This window comes from Curtobacterium sp. MCBD17_028 (genome assembly GCF_003234875.1).
GTDB lineage: Bacteria > Actinomycetota > Actinomycetes > Actinomycetales > Microbacteriaceae > Curtobacterium.
Window position 1 is genome coordinate 472,458 of the sequence record NZ_QKTQ01000001.1, and the last position, 22,079, is coordinate 494,536.

A 22,079-nucleotide genomic window follows, 5' to 3' on the forward strand; every position below is an offset into this window, starting at 1 on the left:
GCGACGATGGGGGACATGCCCGCCCCGCTCGTCGACGCGGTCGACGTCATCCGACTCGTCGGCCCGCGTCCGTTCGGGCGCGCGAAGGACCTCGTGCGTGCCGGCGGCGTGCTCGGGACCCGCTGGGACGACGCGGACGAGACGCTCGCCGCCCTCGTGCAGGGCTCCGGCCCCGAGCCGTACCAGGTGAGCGTGCACCTCACGCCCACCCGCGGTCCGTTCAGCCGACCCGGCCGGAACACCTGCACGTGCCCCATCGGTGGCGATTGCAAGCACGTCGCGGCGGCGCTCCTCGAGGTCACGGCCGCCGCGGTCCGGCGCGACCCCGGGCTGACCGGCGCGGCCGGACTCACCGGACTCGTGGAGCCGACGGGCCTCGCCGCGACGGCGGTCGACGACGCCGTGGCCGCGCCGCCCGAGCACTGGCGGACGGCGCTCGGGTCGCTCGCCGGCGACCCCGGGCCGGCGAGCGCACGGACGACCGCGATGGGCCTCCAGTTCGAGCTCCGCGACCTCGTCCCGCAGCGACTCGCCCGCGCGGCGGCGGGTCGCGACGCCGCCGGGTCGACGGGCAGCCGTGTCCGCCTCGGCGTCCGCCCGGTCACGCGCAGCGCCGCGGGCAACTGGGTCCGCGGGCAACTCACCTGGGGGTCGCTCCCCTACTCCCGCAACCGCCTCGGCGCGGACCCCGACCAGCACGCCTGGTTCCTGCAGTTCGCCGCGCTGCACCGCTCCGCGCACGCGGCGTACGCGCCGGGCGAGAGCGACTGGCTGTTCCTCGACGAGTTCGCGAGTCCGCTGCTGTGGCCGCTCCTGCACGAGGCCGAGCGGCTCGGCATCGCGCTCGTCGCAGCGGGCGCGAAGGCCGCCGCACGCGGGCGCGGCCGGAGCGCCAGTGCCGGCACCGGCACCGGCACTGGGACGGCGCCCGACCCCAGCGCCGACACCGACGCCCGTGCCGTCGTCGTCGGCCGGGAGGCCCGGGTCGTCCTCGATGCGTCCCGCACGTCGGACGGCGTGCAGCTCGGCGCGCTCGCCCTGGTCGACGGCCGTCCGATCCCGCCGGGGGCCGCGGGCGCGATCGGTACCCACGGCGTCTACGCCTTCCGCCGCTCCCCGTCGCTGCACGTCACCCTCGCACCGACACCGACGCCCCTGCGCGAGGACCAGCGCCGTCTCCTGACGACCGGGGACCGCATCACCGTCCCGCCCGCGGACGTCGACGAGTTCCTGCACGACGTCTCGCCCCGCCTGCGCGGCAGCGTGGACCTCGTGAGCGCCGACGGTTCGCTCGAGCTCCCGGACCGCACGCCGCCGGAGTTCGTCCTGACCGTGACGTTCGAGCCCGAGGACCGCGTGCTGCTCAGCTGGCGTTGGCACGTCGACGGCCGACGGGACCTCCCCGCAGCGCACGGACCGGTTCCGGACCTGTCGGAGGTCGACGGGCCGCCCGGCCTGCGGTGGCCGAGCCGGACCGGCGTCGACCCGGTCCGTGACCGCCACCGCGACGTCGACGTCGACGGAAGCGACGCCGACGACGGGGACTCCGACGACGGCGACCAGGTGCTCGACGGCTCCGACGCCATCGAGTTCACGACGACGGCCCTGCCGACACTCCAGGCCCGTGACGACCTGCGCGTCCGCATCGTGGGCGAGCGCCCGGACTACCGGGAAGTCACCGACCAGCCGAAGCTGACCCTGACCACGATGCCGAGCCCGCACCGCGACTGGTTCGACCTCGGGTTCCTCGTGACCGTCGAGGGTCGCACGATCCCGTTCACGCCCCTGCTCGAGGCGCTCGCCAAGCGGGAGCGGAAGCTCAAGCTCATCGACAACACGTACATGTCACTGCAGAACCCGGTGTTCGACGAGCTGAAGCGCCTCATCGACGAGGCGACCGAGCTCGACGAGTGGGAGCCCGGTCGCTACCGCATCAGCCCGTACCAGGCCGCACTGTGGTCGGAGTTCGACCAGCTCGCCGACGAGACGGTGCAGGACGCCCGGTGGCGCGAGACCGTCGAGGGCCTCCTGCGGTTCCAGGACGCCACCGACGACGACCCGGTGATCGCGGCCGTGTCCGTGCCGGAGTCCGTGCACTCCGAGCTCCGCCCCTACCAACGCGAGGGCCTGGCGTGGCTGACGTTCCTGTACGAGCACGGGCTCGGCGGGGTCCTGGCGGACGACATGGGGCTCGGCAAGACGCTGCAGACGCTCGCGTTCGTGGCGGGCGTCCGGGAGCGCGAACGGGCGCGGGCCGGCTCGGGGGACGCCGCACCGGACCGGTCGGGAGGCCCGTCAGCCGCGGCTCCCGACCGTCGCCCGTTCCTCGTGGTCGCGCCGACGAGCGTCGTCGGCAACTGGGTCACCGAGGCGGCGCGGTTCACCCCGTCGCTCGTGGTGCGCGGCGTGACGGCGACGACCGCGAAGCGACGGCGGATGCTCCGGGACGCCGCGGCCGAGGCGGACGTCGTCGTGACCTCGTACGCGCTGTTCCGGCTCGACGCGGCGGCGTACCGACAGCAGGAGTGGGCCGGGCTGGTCCTCGACGAGGCGCAGTTCGTCAAGAACCGGACGTCGCAGGCGAACCGGCTCGCGGCGGACCTCCCCGCGCCGTTCAAGCTCGCGATCACCGGGACGCCGCTCGAGAACGGGCTCATGGACCTGTGGTCGATCTTCTCGGTCGTCGCGCCGGGTCTGCTGTCGAGCGTGACGCGGTTCACCGATGACGTGGTCAAGCCGGTGGCGTCCCCGGACCTGACACCGGAGCAGCGGGCCGATGTGATGGGTCGACTGCGGCGGCGGATCCGGCCGCTCATGCTCCGGCGCACCAAGGAGTCCGTGGCGGCGGACCTGCCCGAGAAGGTCGAGCAGGTGCTGCACGTCGACCTCGACCCGGAGCACCGCGCCCTCTACGACCGGACCCTGCAGCGCGAGCGGCTCAAGGTGCTCGACCTGCTCGACGACATGGACCGGCACCGGATGATCGTGTTCCGCTCGCTGACGCTCCTGCGGATGCTCGCCCTCTCGCCGGCGCTCATCGACCCGGACTCGGCCGTGCCGTCGGCGAAGCTCGACCTGCTGCTCGACGACCTCGCGGAGCTCGAGGCCGAGGGGCGCCGTGCCCTCGTGTTCAGTCAGTTCACCTCGTTCCTCCGGCTCGTCGCGTCCGGGCTCGACGCGCGCGGCGTGGCGTACGAGTACCTCGACGGGTCGACGACCGGTCGCGCAGCGGTGATCGACCGGTTCAAGCAGGGCAGTGCGCCGGCGTTCCTGATCAGCCTCAAGGCGGGCGGGTTCGGCCTCAACCTGACCGAGGCCGACACGGTGTTCGTGCTCGATCCCTGGTGGAACCCCGCGGCGGAGGCCCAGGCGATCGACCGCGCGCACCGCATCGGGCAGCGGGTCCCCGTGAGCGTGCACCGCCTCATCGCGCAGGACACCATCGAGGACAAGGTCCTGGCCCTCGCGACCCGCAAGGGGGAACTGTTCGACGCGGTCATCGACGAGGACGACACGTTCTCGGGAGCGCTGACGGCTGAGGACGTGCGGGGGCTCCTGGAGTAGGACAGTTCCGTCCGGATCCACCACACCCCGAACTGGGTGGTCACCGGGGACAGGACTCACAGCGTGCCCCCGGTGTGACCTGATTTGCTAGACAGACTAGCGAATCCGAGTTCCCGCCCGGCCCTGGACGTGGCGACTCCGGACGTGCAGTGGGGCGACCGAGCGGTCACCCTGTGCAACCCGAACCGAGGAACCAATGACGCTCATGAGCACCACAGCACCATCCGAGATCACGATCGACCACGAGCCGTACAGCGGCGAGGACGCCGTTCGCCTGCGGGCCGTCGCACTCCTCAGCGCCGGACTCCCCCCGCGCATGGCACGGACGCTGCCCCCGGCGTCGGTCGCGGCGAACCTGACGGTCCGCAACGGCATGGGTGAGCCGCTCGGCTACGGGGCCCTCAGCGAGGTCGCCGATGGCGTGCTCGAGATCCAGTCGTTCTTCATCCGCGAGGACGCCCGGGGCGCCGGTGTCGGCAGCGCGCTGCTCAGCCGCCTCGAACAGGTCGCGGGCGAACTCGGCTCCCCCGCCCTCGTGCACGCCGGCACCCCGGGCGACGCGGACATCACGGACACGCTGCTGCGCCGCGGGTACGTGCCGATCGCCCCGTTCGGTGCGCACACCCTCGTGGCGGACGTGGTCTGCGTCTCGAAGATCCTGGTCTGATCCGGGGGACGGCCGGGAGGCCCGGCAGCGTCATCCGCGGAGGTTCGCCACCCAAGCGTCCACGGTCGTGACGTCGGCCTGTCGGGGGTAGACCTTCTCGGTCAGGACCCGGTGGACCTCGGGATCGGCGTCCGCACATGCGTCGGCGAGGACCGTGATCCCGTAGTCGAGGTCCGCGGCCTGCCGGAGGGTCGACAGCACGACCCCGCTCGTGGCGATGCCCGCGAGGACGAGCTCGGTCGCCCCGGCAGCGCGGAGCACGACGTCGAGGTCGCTGCCGGCGAAGGCACTGACCCGGCGCTTCGTCACGACGACCTCGTCGGGGCGGACCGCGAACGCGGCGTGGATCGCGGTCGAGCGCTCGTCGAAGCCGGCGGCGTCGCCCCGCTGCCGCATCGCGCCGAAGCTCTTGTTCGACGCAGCGATCTCGGGGAACCCCGCGCGGAAGGCGACGCGGACGAACACCACGGGCACGCCGCTCGTGCGGGCCGCGTCGACCGCGCGCGTGGCGGCCGCCAGGACCTCGGGCGACCCGAGCCGGTCGACGATGCTGGTCTGGAAGTCCATGACGAGCAGGACGGGTGTGGACATGGCGAGCCTCCGGTGGTCGTGTGGAATTCGACAGTCCTGACTGTACAGGTACTGATGCGCAGTCTAGGCTGCCGATCATGTCCGACGAACCGATCCCACTCGACGCATCCCCCGCGGCGACCTCGCTGGCCGTGCGCGTGGCCGTCGGCCGTTTCCTCCGCCGCCTGCGCGAGGTCGCGGCCGAGGGCGACCTCACTCCCTCGCAGGCGTCCGTCCTGACCCGCGTCGGCAAGGGCGAGGCGACCACCGCCTCGGCTCTCGCCGTGCTCGAGGGCGTCCGGCCGCAGTCGATGGCGAACACCCTCACCGCGCTGGAGGCCGCAGGGCTCGTGCAGCGGGCACCCGACCCCACCGACGGGCGCCGCCAGATCGTCGGCCTGACCGACGCCGGGTCGGTGCAGAACGAGGGCAACCGCGCCGCGCGGCAGGAGTGGCTCACCGAGGTGATGGCCGAGCGGTACACGGAGGACGAGCGCCGTCGCCTGCTCGAGGCCCTGGCGCTGCTCGACCGGGTCGCCGAGGCGCCGACGGAGCGCACCCACCGATGAGCGAGTCGGACGCCGGGCGGCTCCCCCGCCCCACTGCACCGTCCACGCCGGGAGCCGGACGACCGCGCCGCGCCGCGCCTCCCGACCGGTTCGACCGGCGCCTGCTCGCGCCGATGATGCTCGGGTCGATCCTCAACCCGATCAACTCGTCGATCATCGCGGTCGCCCTCGTGCCGATCGCCGCCGCGTTCGGCGCCCCCGCGTCGGAGACCGCCTGGCTGGTGTCCGCGCTGTACCTGGCGACGTCGATCGGGCAGCCCCTGGTGGGGCGACTCGTCGACACGTTCGGGCCGCGGCGGCTGTTCCTCGTCGGCGCCGTGCTCACCCTCGTCGCGGGCGTGATCGGCACCGCCGCCCCTGGGCTCGGGTGGCTCGTCGCCGCCCGGGTCGTGCTCGGGTTCGGCACGTGCGCGGGGTACCCCGCCGCCATGACGCTCATCCGTGCCGAGGGCCGCCGCACCGGGCAGGACAGCCCCCAGGCGGTGCTCACCGCGCTCGCCGTGACGACGCAGACCATCGCGGTGATCGGGCCGACGCTCGGCGGACTCCTCATCGCCGTCGGCGGGTGGCGGGCGACGTTCGCGGTCAACATCCCGCTCGGTGTCGCCTGTCTGGTGCTCGGCTGGGTCGCACTCCCCCGGCACACCGCGCTCGACGCCACCCGGACGCGTGCGCGGTTCGACGTCGCCGGTGTCCTGCTCTTCGCGGCGACGCTCCTCGCGCTCCTGCTGTTCCTCATGGACCTGCGGCCGGCACTCGTCTGGCTGCTCGTGGTCGCCGTCGCCGCCGCGGTCGCCTTCACGGTGCGCGAACTCCGTGCCGTCGACCCGTTCATCGACGTGCGGGTGTTCGCCGGCAACCTCCCGCTGCTCGGGACGTTCGCGCGCGCCCTCGTCGCCCAGGTCGTCAGCTACGCGTTCCTCTACGGGTTCACGCAGTGGCTCGAGGACGGCCGTGGCTTGTCGGCATCGGCCGCGGGGCTCGTGCTGCTCCCCCTGTTCGGTGCGGCCATCGTCGTGTCGACCCTGACCGGCAGACGGCCCGAGGTGCGGGCGAAGCTCGTCGTCGGCGGCGTCTTGTTGCTCGTCGGCTGCGTCCTGCTCCTCGCCGTGGGGTCCGGCACGGCCGTGTGGCTCCTGTTCGCCCTCACCACGCTCGTCGGGATCCCGCTCGGGCTGCTCAACCTGGCGAACCAGAACGCCCTGTACCACCAGGCGGACCCCGAGCGGGTCGGCGCGTCCGCGGGCTTGCTCCGGACGTTCTCGTACCTCGGCGCGATCGTGGCGTCGGCGTCGGGCGGGGCGGCGTTCGGGGCGCGGGCGACCACCCCCGGGCTGCACGAACTCGCGTGGATCATGGTCGTGGCGGCCGCGGTCCTCGTGGCGCTGACGCTCGCCGATCGCTCGCTCGCAGCGCTCTCGCGCCCGGCCCGGACGCCCTGACCGTCCACCCCCTCTTTCACAAGATCGCAGTCGTTGCCGTTCAGACCGCGTCTGGAACGGCAACGACTGCGATCTCGCGGGGTCGTGCGTCAGCGGGCGGTGCCGCCCAGGGCGTCGATCGCGGCGACCTCGTCCTCGGTCAGCTGGAACGTCACGCCGCGCGCGTTCGAGCGGATGCGCTCCGGCTGCGACGACTTCGGGATGACGACGAACTCGTGCGCGATGTGCCATGCGACGATGACCTGCGCGGCGTCGGCGTCGTGCGCCTCGGCGATGCGGAGGAACGTCGGGTCCTGGAGGTTCGAGGCCTTGAACGGGCTGTACCCCTCGAGGACGACGCCCCGCTCGGCCAACCCCTGCGCGAAGGCGACGTCGTACTCCGCAGGGCTCCAGCGCACCTGGTTCACCGACGGGGTCACGCCGGTCGCGTCGATGAGTTCGTCGATCTGCGCCAGCGAGTAGTTGCTGACGCCGATGGCCTTGGTCAGACCGTCCTGCTGGGCGGCGATGACCTGCTCCCACACCGCCGGGGTCGCCTCGCCGTTCGGCGGCCAGTGCACGAGCCACAGGTCGAGCTGGTCGACGCCGAGCTTGTCCAGGCTCTCGGAGATGGTCTGCCGTTCACGGCCGCCGTGCTCCGGCGGCAGCTTGGTGGTGATGAACACCTCGTCGCGGTCGAGTCCGGACTCGGCGACGGCCCGACCGACCCCGCGCTCGTTGGCGTAGCCGGTGGCGGTGTCGATGTGGCGGTAGCCGGCCTCGAGGGCCGAGCTCACGGCAGCGGGGGCGTCGGCGTCCTCGATCTGCCAGGTGCCGAAGCCGAGCAGCGGCATCGAGGCGGTGGGCAGGGCGACGGCTGGTTCGTTGTACGCGTCGTTGGGCATGACGCCTGTCTACTCCGCCAGGCGGGCGCGGGTGAGCGTTCACTCGCCGACCGGCCGGGAGGCAGGACCCCTGTCCTCGTCGCTTCTCCCGGTGCAGCATGGGGACATGAGCACGAGGACCGTCCTCCACCCCGTCGATCCGGACGTCCTGCGGGACCTGCGCGAGCGCGTGCGCGCACGCCGGGTGCTGCCTGCCGTCGACCGCGCCGGTCAGGACCTCGGCATGGCGGGGCGCGACCTCGACGCCCTCCTCGACCACTGGGCCGACGCCTACCGGTGGGAGGACCACGAGGCGCGCGTCCTCGCCCGGCCATGGATGCGCTCGGGGTCGGCGACACCGGTGAACGCGATCGTCCACCGAGCGGGCGCCGACGCCCCGGTCGTCCTGTTCCTGCACGGGTGGCCGGACTCGGTCCTCCGGTTCGAGCGGGTGCTCGACCGCGTCGACGACGTGACGTGCGTCGTTCCGGCGCTGCCGGGCTTCCCGTTCGCCGCGGCGACGGAGCGGAGCGGCTGGTCGGCGATCGAGATGGCGGACGCCGTGCACGCCGCGATGCTCGACCTCGGGTTCGACCGGTTCGTCGTCTCGGCCGGGGACGTCGGCTGTGACGTGGGCGAGGCGATCGCGGCCCGGCACCCCGGAGCGGTGGCTGCGCTGCACCTGACGGACGTGTCGCAGTACCACTTCCTCGGCGGCCTCCCCGACGACCTCGACGACGACGAGCGCGCCTACGTCGAGCGCGGTCGACAGTGGCAACGGGACGAGGGCGGGTACATGCACGAACAGTCGACCCGACCGAACACGCTGTCGGTCGGGCTCGCGGACTCGCCTGCCGGCCTCGCCGCCTGGATCGGCGAGAAGCTCGACCGCTGGACCGACCAGGCGGTGGACACGCCGCCGTTCTCGCGCGACGAGCTGCTCACCTGGATCACCGCCTACTGGGTCAGCGGATGCATCGGCACGTCGTTCGCGCCCTACGCGGTGAGCGGCGGCAAGGACTGGGGTCGCATCGACGTACCGACCGTGATGACGGTGTTCCCCGCCGACCTCGTCAACGCGCCGCGACGGTTCGCCGAGCGACGCTTCCGGATCGTGGACTGGCGGGAGTTCGAACACGGCGGGCACTTCGCGGCGTGGGAGCGACCCGACGACTACCTGTGGGGCGTCCGACGAGCGGTCGAGGTCGGGTGGTGACGGCGGCGTCGTTCGGTCAGCTCCTGGCGGCAGCGACGAACCCGGCCCCGCTCAGCGGCGGGCGTGCCGCCAGCGCGCCCACCGCACGACGTTGATGGCGGGGTAGGTCAGGAACGCCAGCGCGAGGAGCAACAGCAGGATCGAGGAGGCCACCGGGGCGGAAGCGCCCGGGTCTGCCGCCGCGACGATGCCCGACACCGCGCGAACGAGGTCGAACAGTCCGATGACGCCGAGCACCACCGAGACGACGACCCGGACGGCGAGCTGCCGGGGACGCAGCGGCGTGAGCGGCTCGCGGTGGTCGACCTCGGCGAACTCGGGCGCCACGTACGTGCCGCTGCTGCCGCGCTGTGCACTCCGCGCCGTCGCGGTCGGATCTCCGTGGTAGGTCTGTCGGTCGGTCATCGTCACGATCCCCTCGTCGTCGTACCCGCAGCCTAGGCCCGGATCCGCCAGCGATGTCAGAACCCGCCGAAGCCGAACAGCGCGGTGACGCCACCGGTCACGAGCACCCAGAACGACACGGGGACGGCCATCGCGCCGAGGACGACGACGACGACCCCGAGCGTGCGGTGTCCCGGGTCGGCGGAGCGCGCCCCGCGGACACCGAGCACGAGCACGGTCGCCGCGGCGATGACCGAGCCGACGGACAACAGCCCGAGCAGCAGGGCGGCCACCTGCACCCACCACGAGGGTGTCGTGAGCGCCGCGTGCGGTTCGTGACGCACGAGGGCCAGCAGGACGAGGTAGGCGCCCAGGAGCGCGGCCGCGTAGCCGACGAGCAACGTCATCCCCACGACCGACGCGCCCGCACTCCCCCGCGGACGCCGATCCGCCAGCGGGTCCGGCGCCCACTCGTCGTCGAAGCCCGCCCACACCCCGTCGTTCCCCATGACGGCAGCATCGCAACCCGAGGACTGCTCGCACATCCGCCGAGGGGATGACCACTTCAGGCGGTCGCGGCCCGGTCTCAGTCCGGCCGGTGCGTCAGAGTCGGCAGGCGCGCTCCGAAGTCGGCGAGATCGCGCACCGTGATCGTGAAGCGGTCGTCGGGCGCCGGAGCGTCGGCGGACGGGCGAGCGACGAACGCGGTCTGCATGCCGAGCGAGGCCGCCGCCCGGAGGTCCCACGGATGCGCCGCCACCATCATCGTGCGGGCGGCGGGGACGCCGAGCAGCTCCAACGCCGTCCGGTACACCGAGGCCGCGGGTTTGAAGGCACGCGCGAACTGCGCGGAGACCACGGCGTGCCAGCGCAGTCCGGCACGCTGCGACAGCGCGGCGAGCTCGTCGAGGTCCGCGTTCGACAGGGACGCGACCACCACCTGCCGTCCCAGCGTCGCGAGGGCGCCCGCCGAATCGGGCCACGGCCGGAGCGTCTCGGTGACGTCCACGAGCGCGTCGTGCTCGTCGGCCGACAGCACAGGCAGCGAGCCGTCCGCGACGAGGTCGTCGAGGGCCTCCCGTCGGATCGCGCGGTGCGGGCGCCAGGGGGCCTCCCCGGTGTTGACCGCCGCCATGGCGGCGTCCATCAGGTCGTCCCATCGACGGGCGATCGCGTCGACGTCGTGTCCGGCATGCGCGGCGAGCGCCACCGCCAGACGGTCCCGGATGGTCCCGACGTCGTCGACGACGGTGCCGATGGTGTCGACGAGGAGTGCGTCGACGCCGGTTCCGTGGTCGGTCATGCGCCCAACCTACGGATCACTTCCGACCGCGGGAACGGTCATCCTCACGACGGATGCCGCTCCGGTGCACGGTCCGCCACGATCGGTACCACCCGCCCGCGGATCCCTGGAGGCCGTTCCCATGCCCTTCCTCGTCCTGGTACCCGTCATGTGTCTCTGCATCGCCCTGCCGATCACGGATGCGCTCGTCCGGAAGGACCTCGGTCGAGCCGGGCGGGTGCTCGTCCTGCTGACCGTCGCGATCGTCGTGGGCGCGTGCTCGGAGTTCGTCGTCTACCTCGCCGTGCCGGCGTTCGCCGTCTCGGCGGTGGTCTACCTGGCGGCCCGTGGCCGGATCCCGTTCGTGCAGCGGCTCGTCCCCGGTCGGTCCGGTGACCCGGAGCGGCGGCGCGCACTCGCCGTGCGGCCCGCGTTGGCCCTCAGCGCGGTGGCACTCGGGGTCGCGGTCCTCGCCGTCGTCGCGATGATGAGCGTGGCGCTGTCCGAGATGTGAGGGCACCGAGGCCGGCGGGCCGCGCCGGGACGAACGGGCGACGGCCCTCGATGCGGCCGCGTCAGTCCATCGCGATCCCTCAGTCGATCCGGTTGGTCAGGGCCTCCCCGCCGCGGACGTGCTGGTCGCAGAACGTGAACACGGTCTCGCTCCACACACGGAAGTTCGACGGCGACAGCACCCAGTGGTTCTCGCTCGTGAGCTGCAGGAACCGGTGCGGCATGTCCTCGGGCGCGCCCGGGAACCCCGATACCAGGTCCCACCACGCCCGCAGCGCCTCGGAGATCGGCACGCGGTAGTCCCGGTTCCCGTGGATGAGCAGCATCGGCGTCGTGATCGCCTCGGCGGTCCGGTCGGGCGAGTTCTGCGCGTACCAGTCCGGGTGCTCCTGCTCGGTGCCGAAGATCCCGTTCTTGTTCTCGGCGGCATCGGTCGTGTCGTGCTGCTGGTCGAGGGACCAGAGCCCGGCGTGCGTGACGATGCAGTCGAAACGGTCGGTGTGGCCGGCGATCCAGTTCGTCATGTACCCGCCGAAACTCGCGCCGAGCAACGCCGTCCGCGTCGGGTCGAGGCGGTGGTCGCTGTCGGCGAGGACGGCGTCGAGCACGCCCTCGACCTCACGCCACACGATCGCGGCGCGGTGCGGCCAGGCCCGCGCGATCCACTCGTCGCCGTACCCGGTCGAGAGCGCCGGGTCGGGCAGCACGACGGCGTACCCGCGCTCGACGGCGAGCCAGGGGCACCAGCGCCACGACCAGGCGTTCCAGGACGAGAACGGTCCGCCGTGCACCCAGGTCATGACGGGTGCCGGGCCGTCGCCGCGGTGCGCGTCGTCCGGCAGGAACAACCATCCGGGCACCTCGACGCCGTCGACCTCGGCCGATACTCGCTGCACGGTGCCGGGCAGGGTGTCGACCACGCCGGGGGCCGGCAGGAACGCGGGCGTCTGGTCCTCCGCGGTCACGTCGAGCCGCACCGGGCTCGCCGGACGGTCCATCGCCGAGCGGAGCGCGAACAGCGTCCGCCCGTCCGGGTGCACGAGGAGGTTCGAGTACGACGCGTCGGTGACGAGCCATCGGACGATGGCACCGGAGGTCGGGTCGACGAGGACGACCGCCCCCGCGCCGTGCAGGTCACCCGTCACCAGGAGGCCCGTTCCGTCGGCCGTCCATACGACGTCGTTCGCTGTGATGTCGCCGAGCTCGAGCCGCACCGCTGCTCCGCCGTCGATGCTGCGGACCTCGATCCACTCCTGGTGCGGGGAGTCGTACGTCCCGCGCACGCGCATCGCGACGGCGAACCGGGAGGCGTCGGGCGCGATCCGCGCCTGGCTCGCGTCGCCGCCGTCCTCGTCGACGACGACGGACCGCTCCCCCGTCATGACGTCGATCCGGAGGAGCACGGCATGCGAGCGTCCGCCCGTGATCCGCTCGGTGGCGCGAGCGAGGACGAAGGAGCCGTCGGGAGCGATGTCGAACTCGGGGTTCCGGAAGCGCTGCCCCGCGTCGGGGGCGAGGTCCCGGAGCGGGGTGGGACGGGCCTCCCGGTCGCTGGCTCGAGCGGCGTCGGGGGCGGTGGCCCCCGCATCGTCGAGCACGAGCAGGCGCGCCTCGGTGTCGTCGAGTTCGTGGTCCCACCAGCGGATGGGCATGCCGTCGTGCAGGATCGCGGTGACCGCCTGGTCCTTCCGGCGCTCGCGGCGGGCTCGGTCCTCGTCGGCGTAGGACGAGCCGACCAGGCGGCTGCCGGTCACGATCACCACACCCGAGCGGCTGACGAGCGGACTCCCGACGCCACCGGGACTCGTCGCGACGCGGATCGGCTCACCGTGTTCTGGCAGCGACCAGAGCGCGGGGTCCTCCGTGTTCTCGCCGCTGCGCGGGTCGGGGCGGCTCGACGTGAAGAGCAGGTCGCCGGACGGGGTGAACGCGGGCGACGACTCCCCCTGCTCCGAGGACGTCAGGCGGACCGGCGGGCGATCGCCGACGGGGTCGACCTCCCACAGCGCGCTCCGGTACCGGGCGGCGTCCGCGTCGGGCTCCTGCACGGTCGCGACGAGGCGGGCGCCGTCGTGACTGAGCGCGAGGCCCGTGACGCGGGGGTGGCGGATGAACGAGTCGAGGTCGGCGAAGAGCGAGGAGGTCATCGCCTCCGAGCGTACGGCGGGGCGCCGACGAGCGGCCGCATCCGCGCGGGCCGCTCACCGCCGAGGACGTGCGTACCCGGACATGAACGCCACGAGCGCGAGCACGGCGGTCACGGCACCAGCAACGGGCACCGCCACCGCTCCCGCGTCGACCCCGACCCCGAGGACCTGCGCGCCCACCACCGGGGCGAGCGCGATCCCGACGTACATCGCGGTGGAGTACCATGACAGCGCGATCCCCGCGGTACCGGGGTCGATGCCGACGAGGCGGTGCTGCACGGGCACCACGGCGGCGAACGCGACGACACCCCACACGACGAACGCGGCGCCGACCGCGACGACGGAACGGTCCACGAACGGCAGGACCGCCAGCACCACCGCCTCGGCTGCGAGGGCGACCGCGACCATCGGCCGGCTCCCGACCCGGTCGGTCAGCCGCCCCGACAGGTTCGTCCCGACGATCCCACCCATGCCGTAGAGCAGGAGGAGCACGGCGAGCACGCCGTTCGAGCCGTGCGTCGCCGGCCGGGTCACGACGGCGCTGAAGATGTAGACGACGTTGAACGCCATGGTGAGGAGCACGGTGGCGAGGAGGGTCGCGAGCATCGGCCGGTGTCCGAGGGTGCGGAACCGCTCCCGCATGCCGATCGCCGCTCCGAGCGGGACCCCGCGGACGAACACGGCCACCGTCACCGCGAGCACGAGCCCGAGGCCCGCCAGGACGCCGAGCGGGAGCCGCCACCCGCCGATCCCGGCGAGCGCGGTCCCGGCCGGCGATCCGATCGCGGTGGCGAGGGTGAAGCCGAGACCGGCGATCGCGAGGGCCCGACCGCGCTGGTCCGGCGGCATGATGGCGGGCGCTGCCGCGGTGGCGGCGGGGACGAGCGCGGCACCACCGAGCGCTGCCAGGAACCGGCCGACGTCGAACACCTCGATCGTCTGCGCGATGGCTGCGACGCCGGTGCCGAGCGCGATGAGCACCAGCCCACCGGCCATGAGGCGGCTGCGGTCGAGTCGAGCGAGGAGGACCGAGATCGCGGGCGAGGCGACCGCCACGACGATCGCGTAGAGGGTGATCGAGTAGCTCACCCGCGACACGGAGGTGTGCAGGCTGGTCGCGATCTCGGGCAGGAGCCCGGCGATCACGAAGGCGTTCGTCCCGACGACGAACAGGCCGGCGGCGAGCACCGCCAGACGTGCGGTCACGGCGCGGGCTGGGTACGATCGTTCGATCACCGTCATACGGTGCAGCGTACGCATTCGTTCGATTGTTGTCGAACTATTTCTGGAGGCCCGTGCCCGACTACCCCGTCCCCGCCATCGACGACGTCGAGCTCGTCGAGGTCATGCGCGCCCTGGCGGATCCGATCCGCCTGCACATCGTGCGGGTCCTCGCCGACGGCGAACCCCACGGCAAGACCATGGAGGACTGGGGCGTCGACGTCACGAAGTCGACCATGTCGCACCACTTCCGCACCCTGCGCGAGGCCGGTCTGACCCGCACGATCATCGACGGCCGGACGCACGCCATCCAGCTGCGGCGCGACGAGCTCGACGTGCGGTTCCCCGGACTCATCGCGGCCGTCACGCAGGCATGACGCAGCGGGAGGCGCGGTGCGGGTCGGACCCGCGCCGCGCCTCCCGGCCGTTCCCCAGGGCGACGGTCAGGGACGCACCCAGACCGTGGTCTCCCCCGGGAGCACGCCAGCCGCGGTGAGCGGACCGCTCGCGACGACGACCGAGCCGGCGGGCGCGGGCACGGGGTCGGTCCCGAAGTTCATCGCGCACACCCAACCGTCGTGCCGGGCGAAGGCGATCGCGTCCGGCCCCGGAGCGTCGAGCCAGCGGAGGTCCTCGCCGTGCTGCAGCGCGTGGCGGGCGCGGAGTGCGGCCCGGTAGAGCTCGAGCGTCGAGTCGGGCGCACCGTCCTGCACGGACACGGCGAGGTCGGCGAACCACGCCGGCTGCGGCAGGTGCGGCGCGGCCGGGCCGAAGCCGAACGCCGGCGTCGACGTGTCCCACGGCAGCGGGACACGGCAGCCGTCACGGCCCTTGCGCGTGTGCGCACTCCGGACCCACACCGGGTCCTGGAGGTCCTCCTCACGCAGGTCCGCGACCTCACGGAGTCCGAGCTCCTCGCCCTGGTACAGGTACGCCGAGCCCGGCAGCGCGAGCAGGAGGAGCGTGGCGGCGCGGGCGCGGCGGAGTCCCCGGGCCTCGTCCGCCGCAGGACGCGTGCCGCCGGACATGAGCCAGTCCTCCTCGTCCGCACCGGCGGGCAGCGCGTAGCGGGAGGCGTGGCGGACGACGTCGTGGTTCGAGAGCACCCACGTGCTCGACGCACCGCTCTCGGCCGCGAGCCGCAGGTTGTCGTCGATGATCCGCGAGAACGTGCCGGCGTCGAAGTCGGCGCGGAGCAGGTCGAAGTTGAACGCCTGCCCGAGCTCGGTCGGCCGCGCGTAGAGGGCGACCCGCGCGCTCGGCACCCAGGCCTCGGCGACCGCGGTGCGGGGCGGGTCGTACTCGTCGAACACCCGCCGCCAGCCGCTGAAGATCTCGTGCACCTCGTCGCGGTCGTACAGCGGGTCGCTGCCGTCGAGCGGGAGGTCGAAGTCCTTCGGGTTCGCGTCGCGGAGCGGCTCGCTGAGGTCCTTCGCGAGCGCGTGTGCGACGTCGACGCGGAACCCGTCCACCCCGCGGTCGGCCCAGAACCGGAGCGTGGTGTGGAAGTCCTCGCGGATCTCCGGGTTCGCCCAGTTGAAGTCGGGCTGCTCGGGCGCGAACAGGTGCAGGTACCACTGGCCCGGTGTGCCATCGGGGTCCGTGGTGCGGGTCCAGGCGCTGCCACCGAAGTTCGACTGCCACGTGGAGGGCGGGATCTGCCCGTCGTCGCCGAGCCCGTCGCGGAACACGTAGCGCTCGCGGGCGGCGGAACCGGGCTCGGCGGCGAGCGCCTCCCGGAACCACGCGTGGTCGTTCGAGCTGTGGTTCGGCACGATGTCGACGATCACCTTGATGCCGGCGTCGTGCGCGGCGGCGACCATGGCGTCGAAGTCGTCGAGCGTGCCGAGCCGCGGGTCGACGTTCCGGTAGTCCGCGACGTCGTACCCACCGTCGGCGAGGGCGGACGGGTAGAACGGGCTGAGCCAGATGGCGTCGACGCCGAGCCGCTGCAGGTACGGCACGCGACTCGTGACACCGGCGATGTCGCCGAGACCGTCCCCGTTGCTGTCGGCGAAGCTCCGCGGGTACACCTGGTAGACGACGGCCTGGCGCCACCAGTCCGGGTCGGTGCCGTCGATGGCGATGAGCTCGCCGTCGTCGCGTGCGGTGAGGCCCGGGGTGGTGGGTTCGGACATGGCGTTGGCCTCCTGGGATGGTCGTGGTCCCTGCACGAGGGACGTCGACGAACGGCGGACGATCACCCCCAGCATGGCGCTCCCGACGGCGACAGGCCCGCTTCCCGCGTCCCTGACCCGCAGCTGAAGGGGCACGGCACCCGACGTCTAGGGTCGGACCGGTCCTCGTCCGCGGTCCGACCGGTCCGCTCTCCCACCCACGCAGGAGGTTCCATGGCCCACACCGACATCGACGACGCCCTCTGGGACGACTTCCACGCGGCCGTCAACATGACCTCGCGCGAACTGCGCGAGTGGCTCGAGACCGATGCGTCGCAGCCGGACAGCGAGGCCTTCGCCGACCAGGCCGGTGACGAGCGCTCGCGCGCCGTGCTCGAGATCCTCGGCAAGCGCAGGACGGACCTGACCGACGACGACGTCACCGTCATGGAGACCGTGGTCGCCGAGGTGCAGGCCGAGCGCGGCGACGACCGCGAGCCGACGGCCGGCGACGCGGAGTGGCGGCACCGGCTCATGTCCATCGGGCACGACCCGCTCAAGCCCTCGACCTGAGCCGGGAGCACATGCCCGCGGACGCGGCGGCCGCTGAACGGGCAGACTCACAGTCGAACCACGCTCATGCTTCCGACGAAGGAGTCCCGATGACCTACGCCTCCGAGCGCCAGGCCCGTGCCACCCCGCCGACGCTGGTGAACGCCGCGTTCTGGCTGTTCATGCTCGCCGTGCTCGCCCAGATCGTCAGCCTCATCGTCTCGATCTCGACCTTCGGCACGGCGGAGGACGAAGCAAAGCGACGGGTCGCGTCGACGTCGAGCAACCTCTCGGAGTCGACGGTGCACGCCGCGCTCGTCGCCGGACTCGTGATCGCGATCGTCATCGGCGTGCTCTCCATCATCGCGTTCGCCCTGTTCGACGTGTTCATGCGTCGCGGGGCGAACTGGGCACGCATCGTGCTCCTCATCCTGACGATCCTGTCGCTCTTCACCATCCTCGGGGGCCACGGCATCAACGCGGTCGGTGAGGTCGCCGCCATCGTCGCGACGATCCTCATGTACCTCCGGCCGTCGAGCGCCTACTTCGCCGCGGTCAAGGCGCGGAAGACGGGTGCCCAGCCGCTCGGGTACTGACCCCCGGACCACCACCGCAGGACCACTCCCGGCCGGGAGGCGCCGTGTGCGCCTCCCGGCCGTCGCGCGCCCCCGGCCGTCGCGCGCCTCCCGGCCGTCGCGCCCGATCAGGATCGGTCGGTTTGATCCTTGACAGTTAGGTATTGAACTGTCAGAGTTCTGACCATGACCGAACAGGAGCCCGAACTCACGACCAACCTGGACCTGCTCCGGTGGGTCGGCTGGGCGCAGCAGCAGGCCGGACTGGACTGGATCCGGCAGCGCGAGCTGAGCCACCAGCAGGGCTTCGCACTCGGGTTCCTCGTGCAGAACCCCGGTGCGATCCAGCGTGACATCGCCGCGATGACACGGACGACCCCGGCCAGCGTCTCGAGTCTCCTGCAGGGGCTCGAACGACGCGGACTCATCGAGCGCCGCACGGAACCCGGGAACGAACGGAGCAAACGCGTGTACGCCACCGAGGCGGGCGCCGCGCTCATCGCCGGGTTCGACGACGCGATGCGGGACGCCGAGGAGACCATCCTCGCGCCCCTGAGCGAGGAGGAGCGTCACACCCTCCACGCCCTGCTCACCAAGGTGACCTCCGCACTCCCGCGTCCGACGCGGGAGCAGTAGCCAGTCGCCCGCGCGCCCGTCCGCGGGCCGCACCCCCACCACCGCCGTGCCGGCGTCCGTCGGCGCGCCATCCGTCATGCCCGGAACCGGGCTCCACCCTGCCCTCGAGGAGTCACCATGAGCACCTCAGCCCCCACCACCGTCGACGCATCGGTCGCCGCCCCCGCCATCGGCACGAACCGTTGGTACCTGTCCGCTGCGCCCATCGTGCGGGCGCTCGTCCACCTCTGCATCCCGATGGCCGCCGCGCTCATCGTCGGAGCCGTCTACAACGTCGTCAACGCCGGGTTCATCGGTTCGCTGCACGACGCGACGCTGCTCGCCGCCGTCACCTTCGGCTCGCCGATCCTCGGGCTCGTCATGGCCGTCGGCGGTGTGTTCGGGACCGGTGGCAGTGCCCTCATCTCGCGGCTGCTCGGCGCGTCGGAACAGGACCCCGCGGAGGCGGGCGAGATCAAGCACGTCGCCGCGTTCTCCGTGTGGGGTGCGGTGATCGTCGGCGCGGTGCTCGGCGGCGTCGGCCTCGTGGTCCTGCACCCCCTGGTGCTCGCCCTCGGCGCGCACGGTGTGGCCGTCCCCGCGACGAGCGCGTTCGTCGCGGTCATGCTCGCCTTCGTCCCGGTGCTCGCCGCGGCGTTCTGCCTCGAGCAACTCGTGCGCGCCGAGGGCGCCGCACGGCAGGTGATGATCGGCCTCATCGCGTCCACGGTCGGCAACCTGGTGTTCGACGTGCTGTTCATCCTCGTGCTGCGCTGGGGTGTCGCCGGCGCGGCACTGTCGGTCGGGCTGTCGAACCTCGTGACCGTCGTGTACTTCGTCACGTGGCTGACCCGGCACAGCGAGCACGTCAGCCTCGCGCCGCGATGGTTCACGCTCTCCCCCGCGGTCATGCGGCCCGTGTTCGGGGTCGGCATCGGCGAGCTGCTGCAGTCGGCGTTCCTCATCGTGACGTCGCTCGTGCTCAACAACCTGGCAGCGGGCTACGGCGACGGCCCCCTCGCCGCGATGGGAGTCGCCGTGCGGATCGCGCAGGTGCCGGAGTTCCTCATCATGGGCGTCACGCTCGGGGTCCTGCCGCTGCTCGCCTACACGTTCGGCAAGGGCGACCGGGCACGGCTCGCTGCGGCGCTCCGCGGCTCGGCGATCACCGTCGGCGGCATCGCCTTCGTGTTCTCCGGGGTCGTCTTCGCCTTCCGGGACCAGGTGTTCTCACTGTTCGTCGCGGACCACGCGCTGCTCGCCGTCGGCGCCACGATCATCACCGCGCAGCTCGTGTCGATGATCTGCAACGGGTTCACCGGCCTCATCACGTCGCTGTTCCAGGCCACCGGTCGCGCCCTGCCTGCGACGATCATGTCGGTCACCCAGGGGGTGCTGTTCATCCCGATCGTGATCCTGGCGAACCTCTGGTTCGGCCTCGGGGGCATCATCTGGGCGCTCACCGTCAGTGAGGGTCTCGTCCTCGTCGCCGGGATCGTCATGTGGCTCGGGCTCCGCGGTTCGATCGACCGCGGGCTCGCCGAGGGCAGCCCGGAGCGCGCGGAGGCCGTGCTCGAGGAAGCGTGATGCGGCGCGACGAGCGAGCCGGGACGGCCGGGAGGCGCGGTGCGGGTCCGACCCGCACCGTGCCTCCCGGCCGTTCCCCCGGATCAGCTGAGCGCGTCGACCACCGCGCCCCAGCCCGGGGCGAGCTCGGCCGCCCGGACGCAGGAGAGCAGCATGCTCGCCTCGTTCGCCTGGCCGGTCCCGGCGATGTCGAACGCCGTGCCGTGGTCCACGGAGACGCGCACCGCGGGCAGCCCGACCGTGATGTTGACCCCGTCGTCACCGTAGACCGACTTGAAGGGGGCGTGGCCCTGGTCGTGGTAGCACGCGACGAGCAGGTTCCAGCGGCCCCGGCGCATCGCCGCGGGGAACAGCGCGTCGGCGGGGATCGGTCCGTCGACGGGGATGCCCCGCTCGCGGGCGGCCTCGATCGCCGGGGTGAGGACGTCGGCGTCCTCGTCGCCGAACAGCCGGTTCTCGCCCGCGTGCGGGTTGAGGCCGGCGACGGCGATCCGCTCCTCCGGACGCCCGAGGGCCCGTGCGAGCCCGTGTGCGAGGTTCAGCACCTGGGTCGTCCGCTCGACGGTGACGTCCTCGATCGCACGGCGGAGCGACACGTGCGTGGTGAGGTGGAACACGTAGAGGTCCCCGGCCGAGAGCACGAGGCTGTAGTCCTTGACGCCGAACTCGTGGGCGAGCAGCTCGGTGTGGCCGGCGAAGTCGTGGCCGCCCGCGTGCATGGCCGCCTTGTTGAGCGGCGCGGTGACGATCGCGTCGGCGCGGCCGGCCCTGACGAGGGAGCAGGCCTCGACGACGAAGCGGTAGGCGCCGTCGCCGGCGGCCGCGCTGAGCTCGCCGATCGGGACGTCGGCCAGGGACGGTCCGCTCTGCACGAGTTCGACGGTGTCCGGGTCGTTCCGGGCCTCGCGCGGGTCCTCGATGACGACGAGGGCGTCCGTGTCGAATCCGGTGGCGCGCATCCCGCGGCGCATCGCGTCGGCATCGCCGATCACGACCGGACGCGCGATCTCCCGGAGTTCGGGGTGTGCGAGCAGCGCCTTGGCGGTGATCTCCGGACCGATGCCGGCGACGTCGCCGAGGGTGAGCGCGAGCGTGGGGTTGGTCATGGTTCGTCCTTCGTGAGGGTGCGGATGATGGCGTTCAGGGTGTCGGCGTCGCCGAAGCCGCCGGACTTGGTCACGATCGTGGTGCCGTCGGCGCGACCACCGCGGATCCGACCCCAGGGCACGCCCGGCAGCACGGACCCGAGGACCTCGACACCCTCGGCGCCGAGCGCGCTGAGCAGGGCGTCGGTGCCGTCGCCGCCGATGACGACCACGGCGGTGTCGGCATCCCGGTGGACGTGCTCGGCGGCACGGTCGGCGGTGGCCCGCGCGATCGCGACGGCCTGCTCGTGCGTGACCGTCCCGATGTCGAGGGCGGGCGGCGAGACGATCGGCACCCGGACCTCCAGGGCGTCGATCTGCGCGCGGGACACGGGGTGCACCGAGGTGACGACCACGACCACGCGTGCAGCCCGCGGGCTCGGCGCCTGCCGTGGCGAGCGCCGTGCGCCGAGTGCCGCCGCGAGGCCCGACGCGCCGACGGGGACGGCACGGGGCCCGGCGGCCTCGATGACGGCGGCGAGCGCGTCGAGGTCCGCCTGGGTCGCGGCGTCCACGACGACGGCGGGGTGGTGCCCGATCGCGCCCGGGAGGTCCGCGAGGTCCACCAGGGGCGCGTCGAACAGCACCGGCAGGCGGTCCTCGCGGGTCGGGGCGACCGGATCGGCTCCGGCGGCCGTCTGCGCGGCGGGGGTCCCGTGGACGAGCACGCGGCCGTCGGTGACGGTGCGGCCGAGTGCCGGGGCAGCCGGGCAGATGACGGCCGTCGCGGACGGGCCCCACCACGCGACGGCGGTGCGGACGTGCTCGCCCGGCCAGCCACGGAGCGTGGAGTCGATCTTGACGAACAGGCGGTCGACGGCGTCGCGGTCGAACCGGTCGTCGGTCTCCCAGTCGTGCGTCGGCTTGGCGCGGGACCCGGTCGAGACGGACGCGACGTCGACGTGGACCGGCAGCGTCACCCCGTACTCGACGAGGCCGGTCCCGGCGAAGCCCACGGCGCTGTCGAGCGCGCCGGTGACGTCGTCGGCGAGGATGAGCCACCGTTCCATCGCGTCTCCTCCTCGGTCTGTGTGCTGCACTGCTCGGATC

The 22,079-nt window shown here is 72.8% G+C and carries 21 protein-coding genes; 11 read left to right on the forward strand and 10 right to left on the reverse strand.

All coding sequences use genetic code 11. The annotated features are described in order from the left end of the window. Nucleotides 1-15 precede the first annotated feature (15 nt). Both DEI86_RS02155 and DEI86_RS02160 read left to right on the forward strand, forming a co-directional pair. Complete coding sequence (locus DEI86_RS02155) at nucleotides 16-3,564, forward strand: DEAD/DEAH box helicase (RefSeq protein ID WP_181439674.1); 3,549 nt, start codon at nucleotides 16-18, stop codon at nucleotides 3,562-3,564. A 205-nt stretch (nucleotides 3,565-3,769) separates the two neighbouring features. Beyond that, a complete protein-coding gene (locus tag DEI86_RS02160; protein WP_181439675.1) occupies nucleotides 3,770-4,231 on the forward strand; it encodes a GNAT family N-acetyltransferase in 462 nt (153 codons plus the stop codon). A gap of 30 nt (nucleotides 4,232-4,261) precedes the next feature. Here the strand turns inward: DEI86_RS02160 and DEI86_RS02165 are convergent, their stop codons facing one another. After that, a complete protein-coding gene (locus DEI86_RS02165) occupies nucleotides 4,262-4,822 on the reverse strand; it encodes a cysteine hydrolase family protein (RefSeq protein WP_111012711.1) in 561 nt (186 codons plus the stop codon). Nucleotides 4,823-4,899: 77 nt separating this feature from the next. Between DEI86_RS02165 and DEI86_RS02170 the strand changes: the two genes are divergently transcribed. Continuing rightward, nucleotides 4,900-5,370: a MarR family winged helix-turn-helix transcriptional regulator gene (locus DEI86_RS02170; protein ID WP_111048690.1), complete on the forward strand. Its 471-nt coding sequence runs from the start codon at nucleotides 4,900-4,902 to the stop codon at nucleotides 5,368-5,370. Next, nucleotides 5,367-6,812, forward strand: a complete 1,446-nt coding sequence (locus DEI86_RS02175) for an MFS transporter (protein ID WP_111048691.1) — start codon at nucleotides 5,367-5,369, stop codon at nucleotides 6,810-6,812. The genes DEI86_RS02170 and DEI86_RS02175 overlap by 4 nt, the downstream gene beginning before the upstream one ends. A gap of 89 nt (nucleotides 6,813-6,901) precedes the next feature. On the opposite strand, the gene DEI86_RS02180 is transcribed toward DEI86_RS02175, so the two are convergent. Then, a complete protein-coding gene (locus DEI86_RS02180) occupies nucleotides 6,902-7,696 on the reverse strand; it encodes an aldo/keto reductase (RefSeq protein WP_220037236.1) in 795 nt (264 codons plus the stop codon). A 106-nt stretch (nucleotides 7,697-7,802) separates the two neighbouring features. On the opposite strand from DEI86_RS02180, the gene DEI86_RS02185 reads away from it, so the two are divergent. Continuing rightward, entirely contained in the window at nucleotides 7,803-8,891 is a 1,089-nt protein-coding gene (locus DEI86_RS02185; protein ID WP_111048692.1) for an alpha/beta fold hydrolase, read from the forward strand. Between the two features lie 51 nt (nucleotides 8,892-8,942). Here the strand turns inward: DEI86_RS02185 and DEI86_RS02190 are convergent, their stop codons facing one another. From DEI86_RS02190 to DEI86_RS02200, 3 genes are all read right to left on the reverse strand, one after another. After that, complete coding sequence (locus DEI86_RS02190) at nucleotides 8,943-9,302, reverse strand: hypothetical protein (protein ID WP_111012715.1); 360 nt, start codon at nucleotides 9,300-9,302, stop codon at nucleotides 8,943-8,945. Nucleotides 9,303-9,352: 50 nt separating this feature from the next. Next, on the reverse strand, nucleotides 9,353-9,784 hold the full coding sequence (locus DEI86_RS02195) for a hypothetical protein (RefSeq protein WP_111048693.1): 432 nt from the start codon (nucleotides 9,782-9,784) through the stop codon (nucleotides 9,353-9,355). 77 nt (nucleotides 9,785-9,861) lie between these two features. After that, nucleotides 9,862-10,578 (reverse strand): haloacid dehalogenase type II, encoded by a 717-nt coding sequence (locus DEI86_RS02200; protein ID WP_111048694.1) that lies wholly within the window; start codon nucleotides 10,576-10,578, stop codon nucleotides 9,862-9,864. 121 nt (nucleotides 10,579-10,699) lie between these two features. Between DEI86_RS02200 and DEI86_RS02205 the strand changes: the two genes are divergently transcribed. Beyond that, nucleotides 10,700-11,071 (forward strand): hypothetical protein, encoded by a 372-nt coding sequence (locus DEI86_RS02205; RefSeq protein WP_111048695.1) that lies wholly within the window; start codon nucleotides 10,700-10,702, stop codon nucleotides 11,069-11,071. A 79-nt stretch (nucleotides 11,072-11,150) separates the two neighbouring features. Here the strand turns inward: DEI86_RS02205 and DEI86_RS02210 are convergent, their stop codons facing one another. Then, nucleotides 11,151-13,217, reverse strand: coding sequence for a prolyl oligopeptidase family serine peptidase (locus DEI86_RS02210; protein ID WP_111048696.1), 2,067 nt, complete (start codon nucleotides 13,215-13,217; stop codon nucleotides 11,151-11,153). Nucleotides 13,218-13,271: 54 nt separating this feature from the next. Further along, on the reverse strand, nucleotides 13,272-14,423 hold the full coding sequence (locus DEI86_RS02215; protein ID WP_258376438.1) for an MFS transporter: 1,152 nt from the start codon (nucleotides 14,421-14,423) through the stop codon (nucleotides 13,272-13,274). 89 nt (nucleotides 14,424-14,512) lie between these two features. Between DEI86_RS02215 and DEI86_RS02220 the strand changes: the two genes are divergently transcribed. Beyond that, nucleotides 14,513-14,815, forward strand: a complete 303-nt coding sequence (locus DEI86_RS02220; protein WP_111048698.1) for a helix-turn-helix transcriptional regulator — start codon at nucleotides 14,513-14,515, stop codon at nucleotides 14,813-14,815. A gap of 66 nt (nucleotides 14,816-14,881) precedes the next feature. Here the strand turns inward: DEI86_RS02220 and DEI86_RS02225 are convergent, their stop codons facing one another. Then, complete coding sequence (locus DEI86_RS02225; RefSeq protein ID WP_111048744.1) at nucleotides 14,882-16,576, reverse strand: glycoside hydrolase family 13 protein; 1,695 nt, start codon at nucleotides 16,574-16,576, stop codon at nucleotides 14,882-14,884. Nucleotides 16,577-16,789: 213 nt separating this feature from the next. On the opposite strand from DEI86_RS02225, the gene DEI86_RS02230 reads away from it, so the two are divergent. The 4 genes from DEI86_RS02230 (at nucleotide 16,790) to DEI86_RS02245 (ending at nucleotide 19,884) form a co-directional block, all read left to right on the forward strand. Further along, nucleotides 16,790-17,128: a DUF3140 domain-containing protein gene (locus DEI86_RS02230; RefSeq protein WP_111008522.1), complete on the forward strand. Its 339-nt coding sequence runs from the start codon at nucleotides 16,790-16,792 to the stop codon at nucleotides 17,126-17,128. A gap of 89 nt (nucleotides 17,129-17,217) precedes the next feature. Then, nucleotides 17,218-17,703, forward strand: coding sequence for a hypothetical protein (locus tag DEI86_RS02235; RefSeq protein WP_111012721.1), 486 nt, complete (start codon nucleotides 17,218-17,220; stop codon nucleotides 17,701-17,703). Between the two features lie 165 nt (nucleotides 17,704-17,868). Then, complete coding sequence (locus tag DEI86_RS02240) at nucleotides 17,869-18,318, forward strand: MarR family winged helix-turn-helix transcriptional regulator (RefSeq protein WP_111008520.1); 450 nt, start codon at nucleotides 17,869-17,871, stop codon at nucleotides 18,316-18,318. Nucleotides 18,319-18,435: 117 nt separating this feature from the next. Next, nucleotides 18,436-19,884: an MATE family efflux transporter gene (locus DEI86_RS02245; RefSeq protein ID WP_111048699.1), complete on the forward strand. Its 1,449-nt coding sequence runs from the start codon at nucleotides 18,436-18,438 to the stop codon at nucleotides 19,882-19,884. 83 nt (nucleotides 19,885-19,967) lie between these two features. Here the strand turns inward: DEI86_RS02245 and pdxA are convergent, their stop codons facing one another. Then, nucleotides 19,968-20,990 (reverse strand): 4-hydroxythreonine-4-phosphate dehydrogenase PdxA, encoded by a 1,023-nt coding sequence (gene pdxA / locus DEI86_RS02250; RefSeq protein WP_111036035.1) that lies wholly within the window; start codon nucleotides 20,988-20,990, stop codon nucleotides 19,968-19,970. Continuing rightward, nucleotides 20,987-22,039: a four-carbon acid sugar kinase family protein gene (locus DEI86_RS02255; RefSeq protein ID WP_111048700.1), complete on the reverse strand. Its 1,053-nt coding sequence runs from the start codon at nucleotides 22,037-22,039 to the stop codon at nucleotides 20,987-20,989. The genes pdxA and DEI86_RS02255 overlap by 4 nt, the downstream gene beginning before the upstream one ends. Nucleotides 22,040-22,079: the final 40 nt, after the last annotated feature.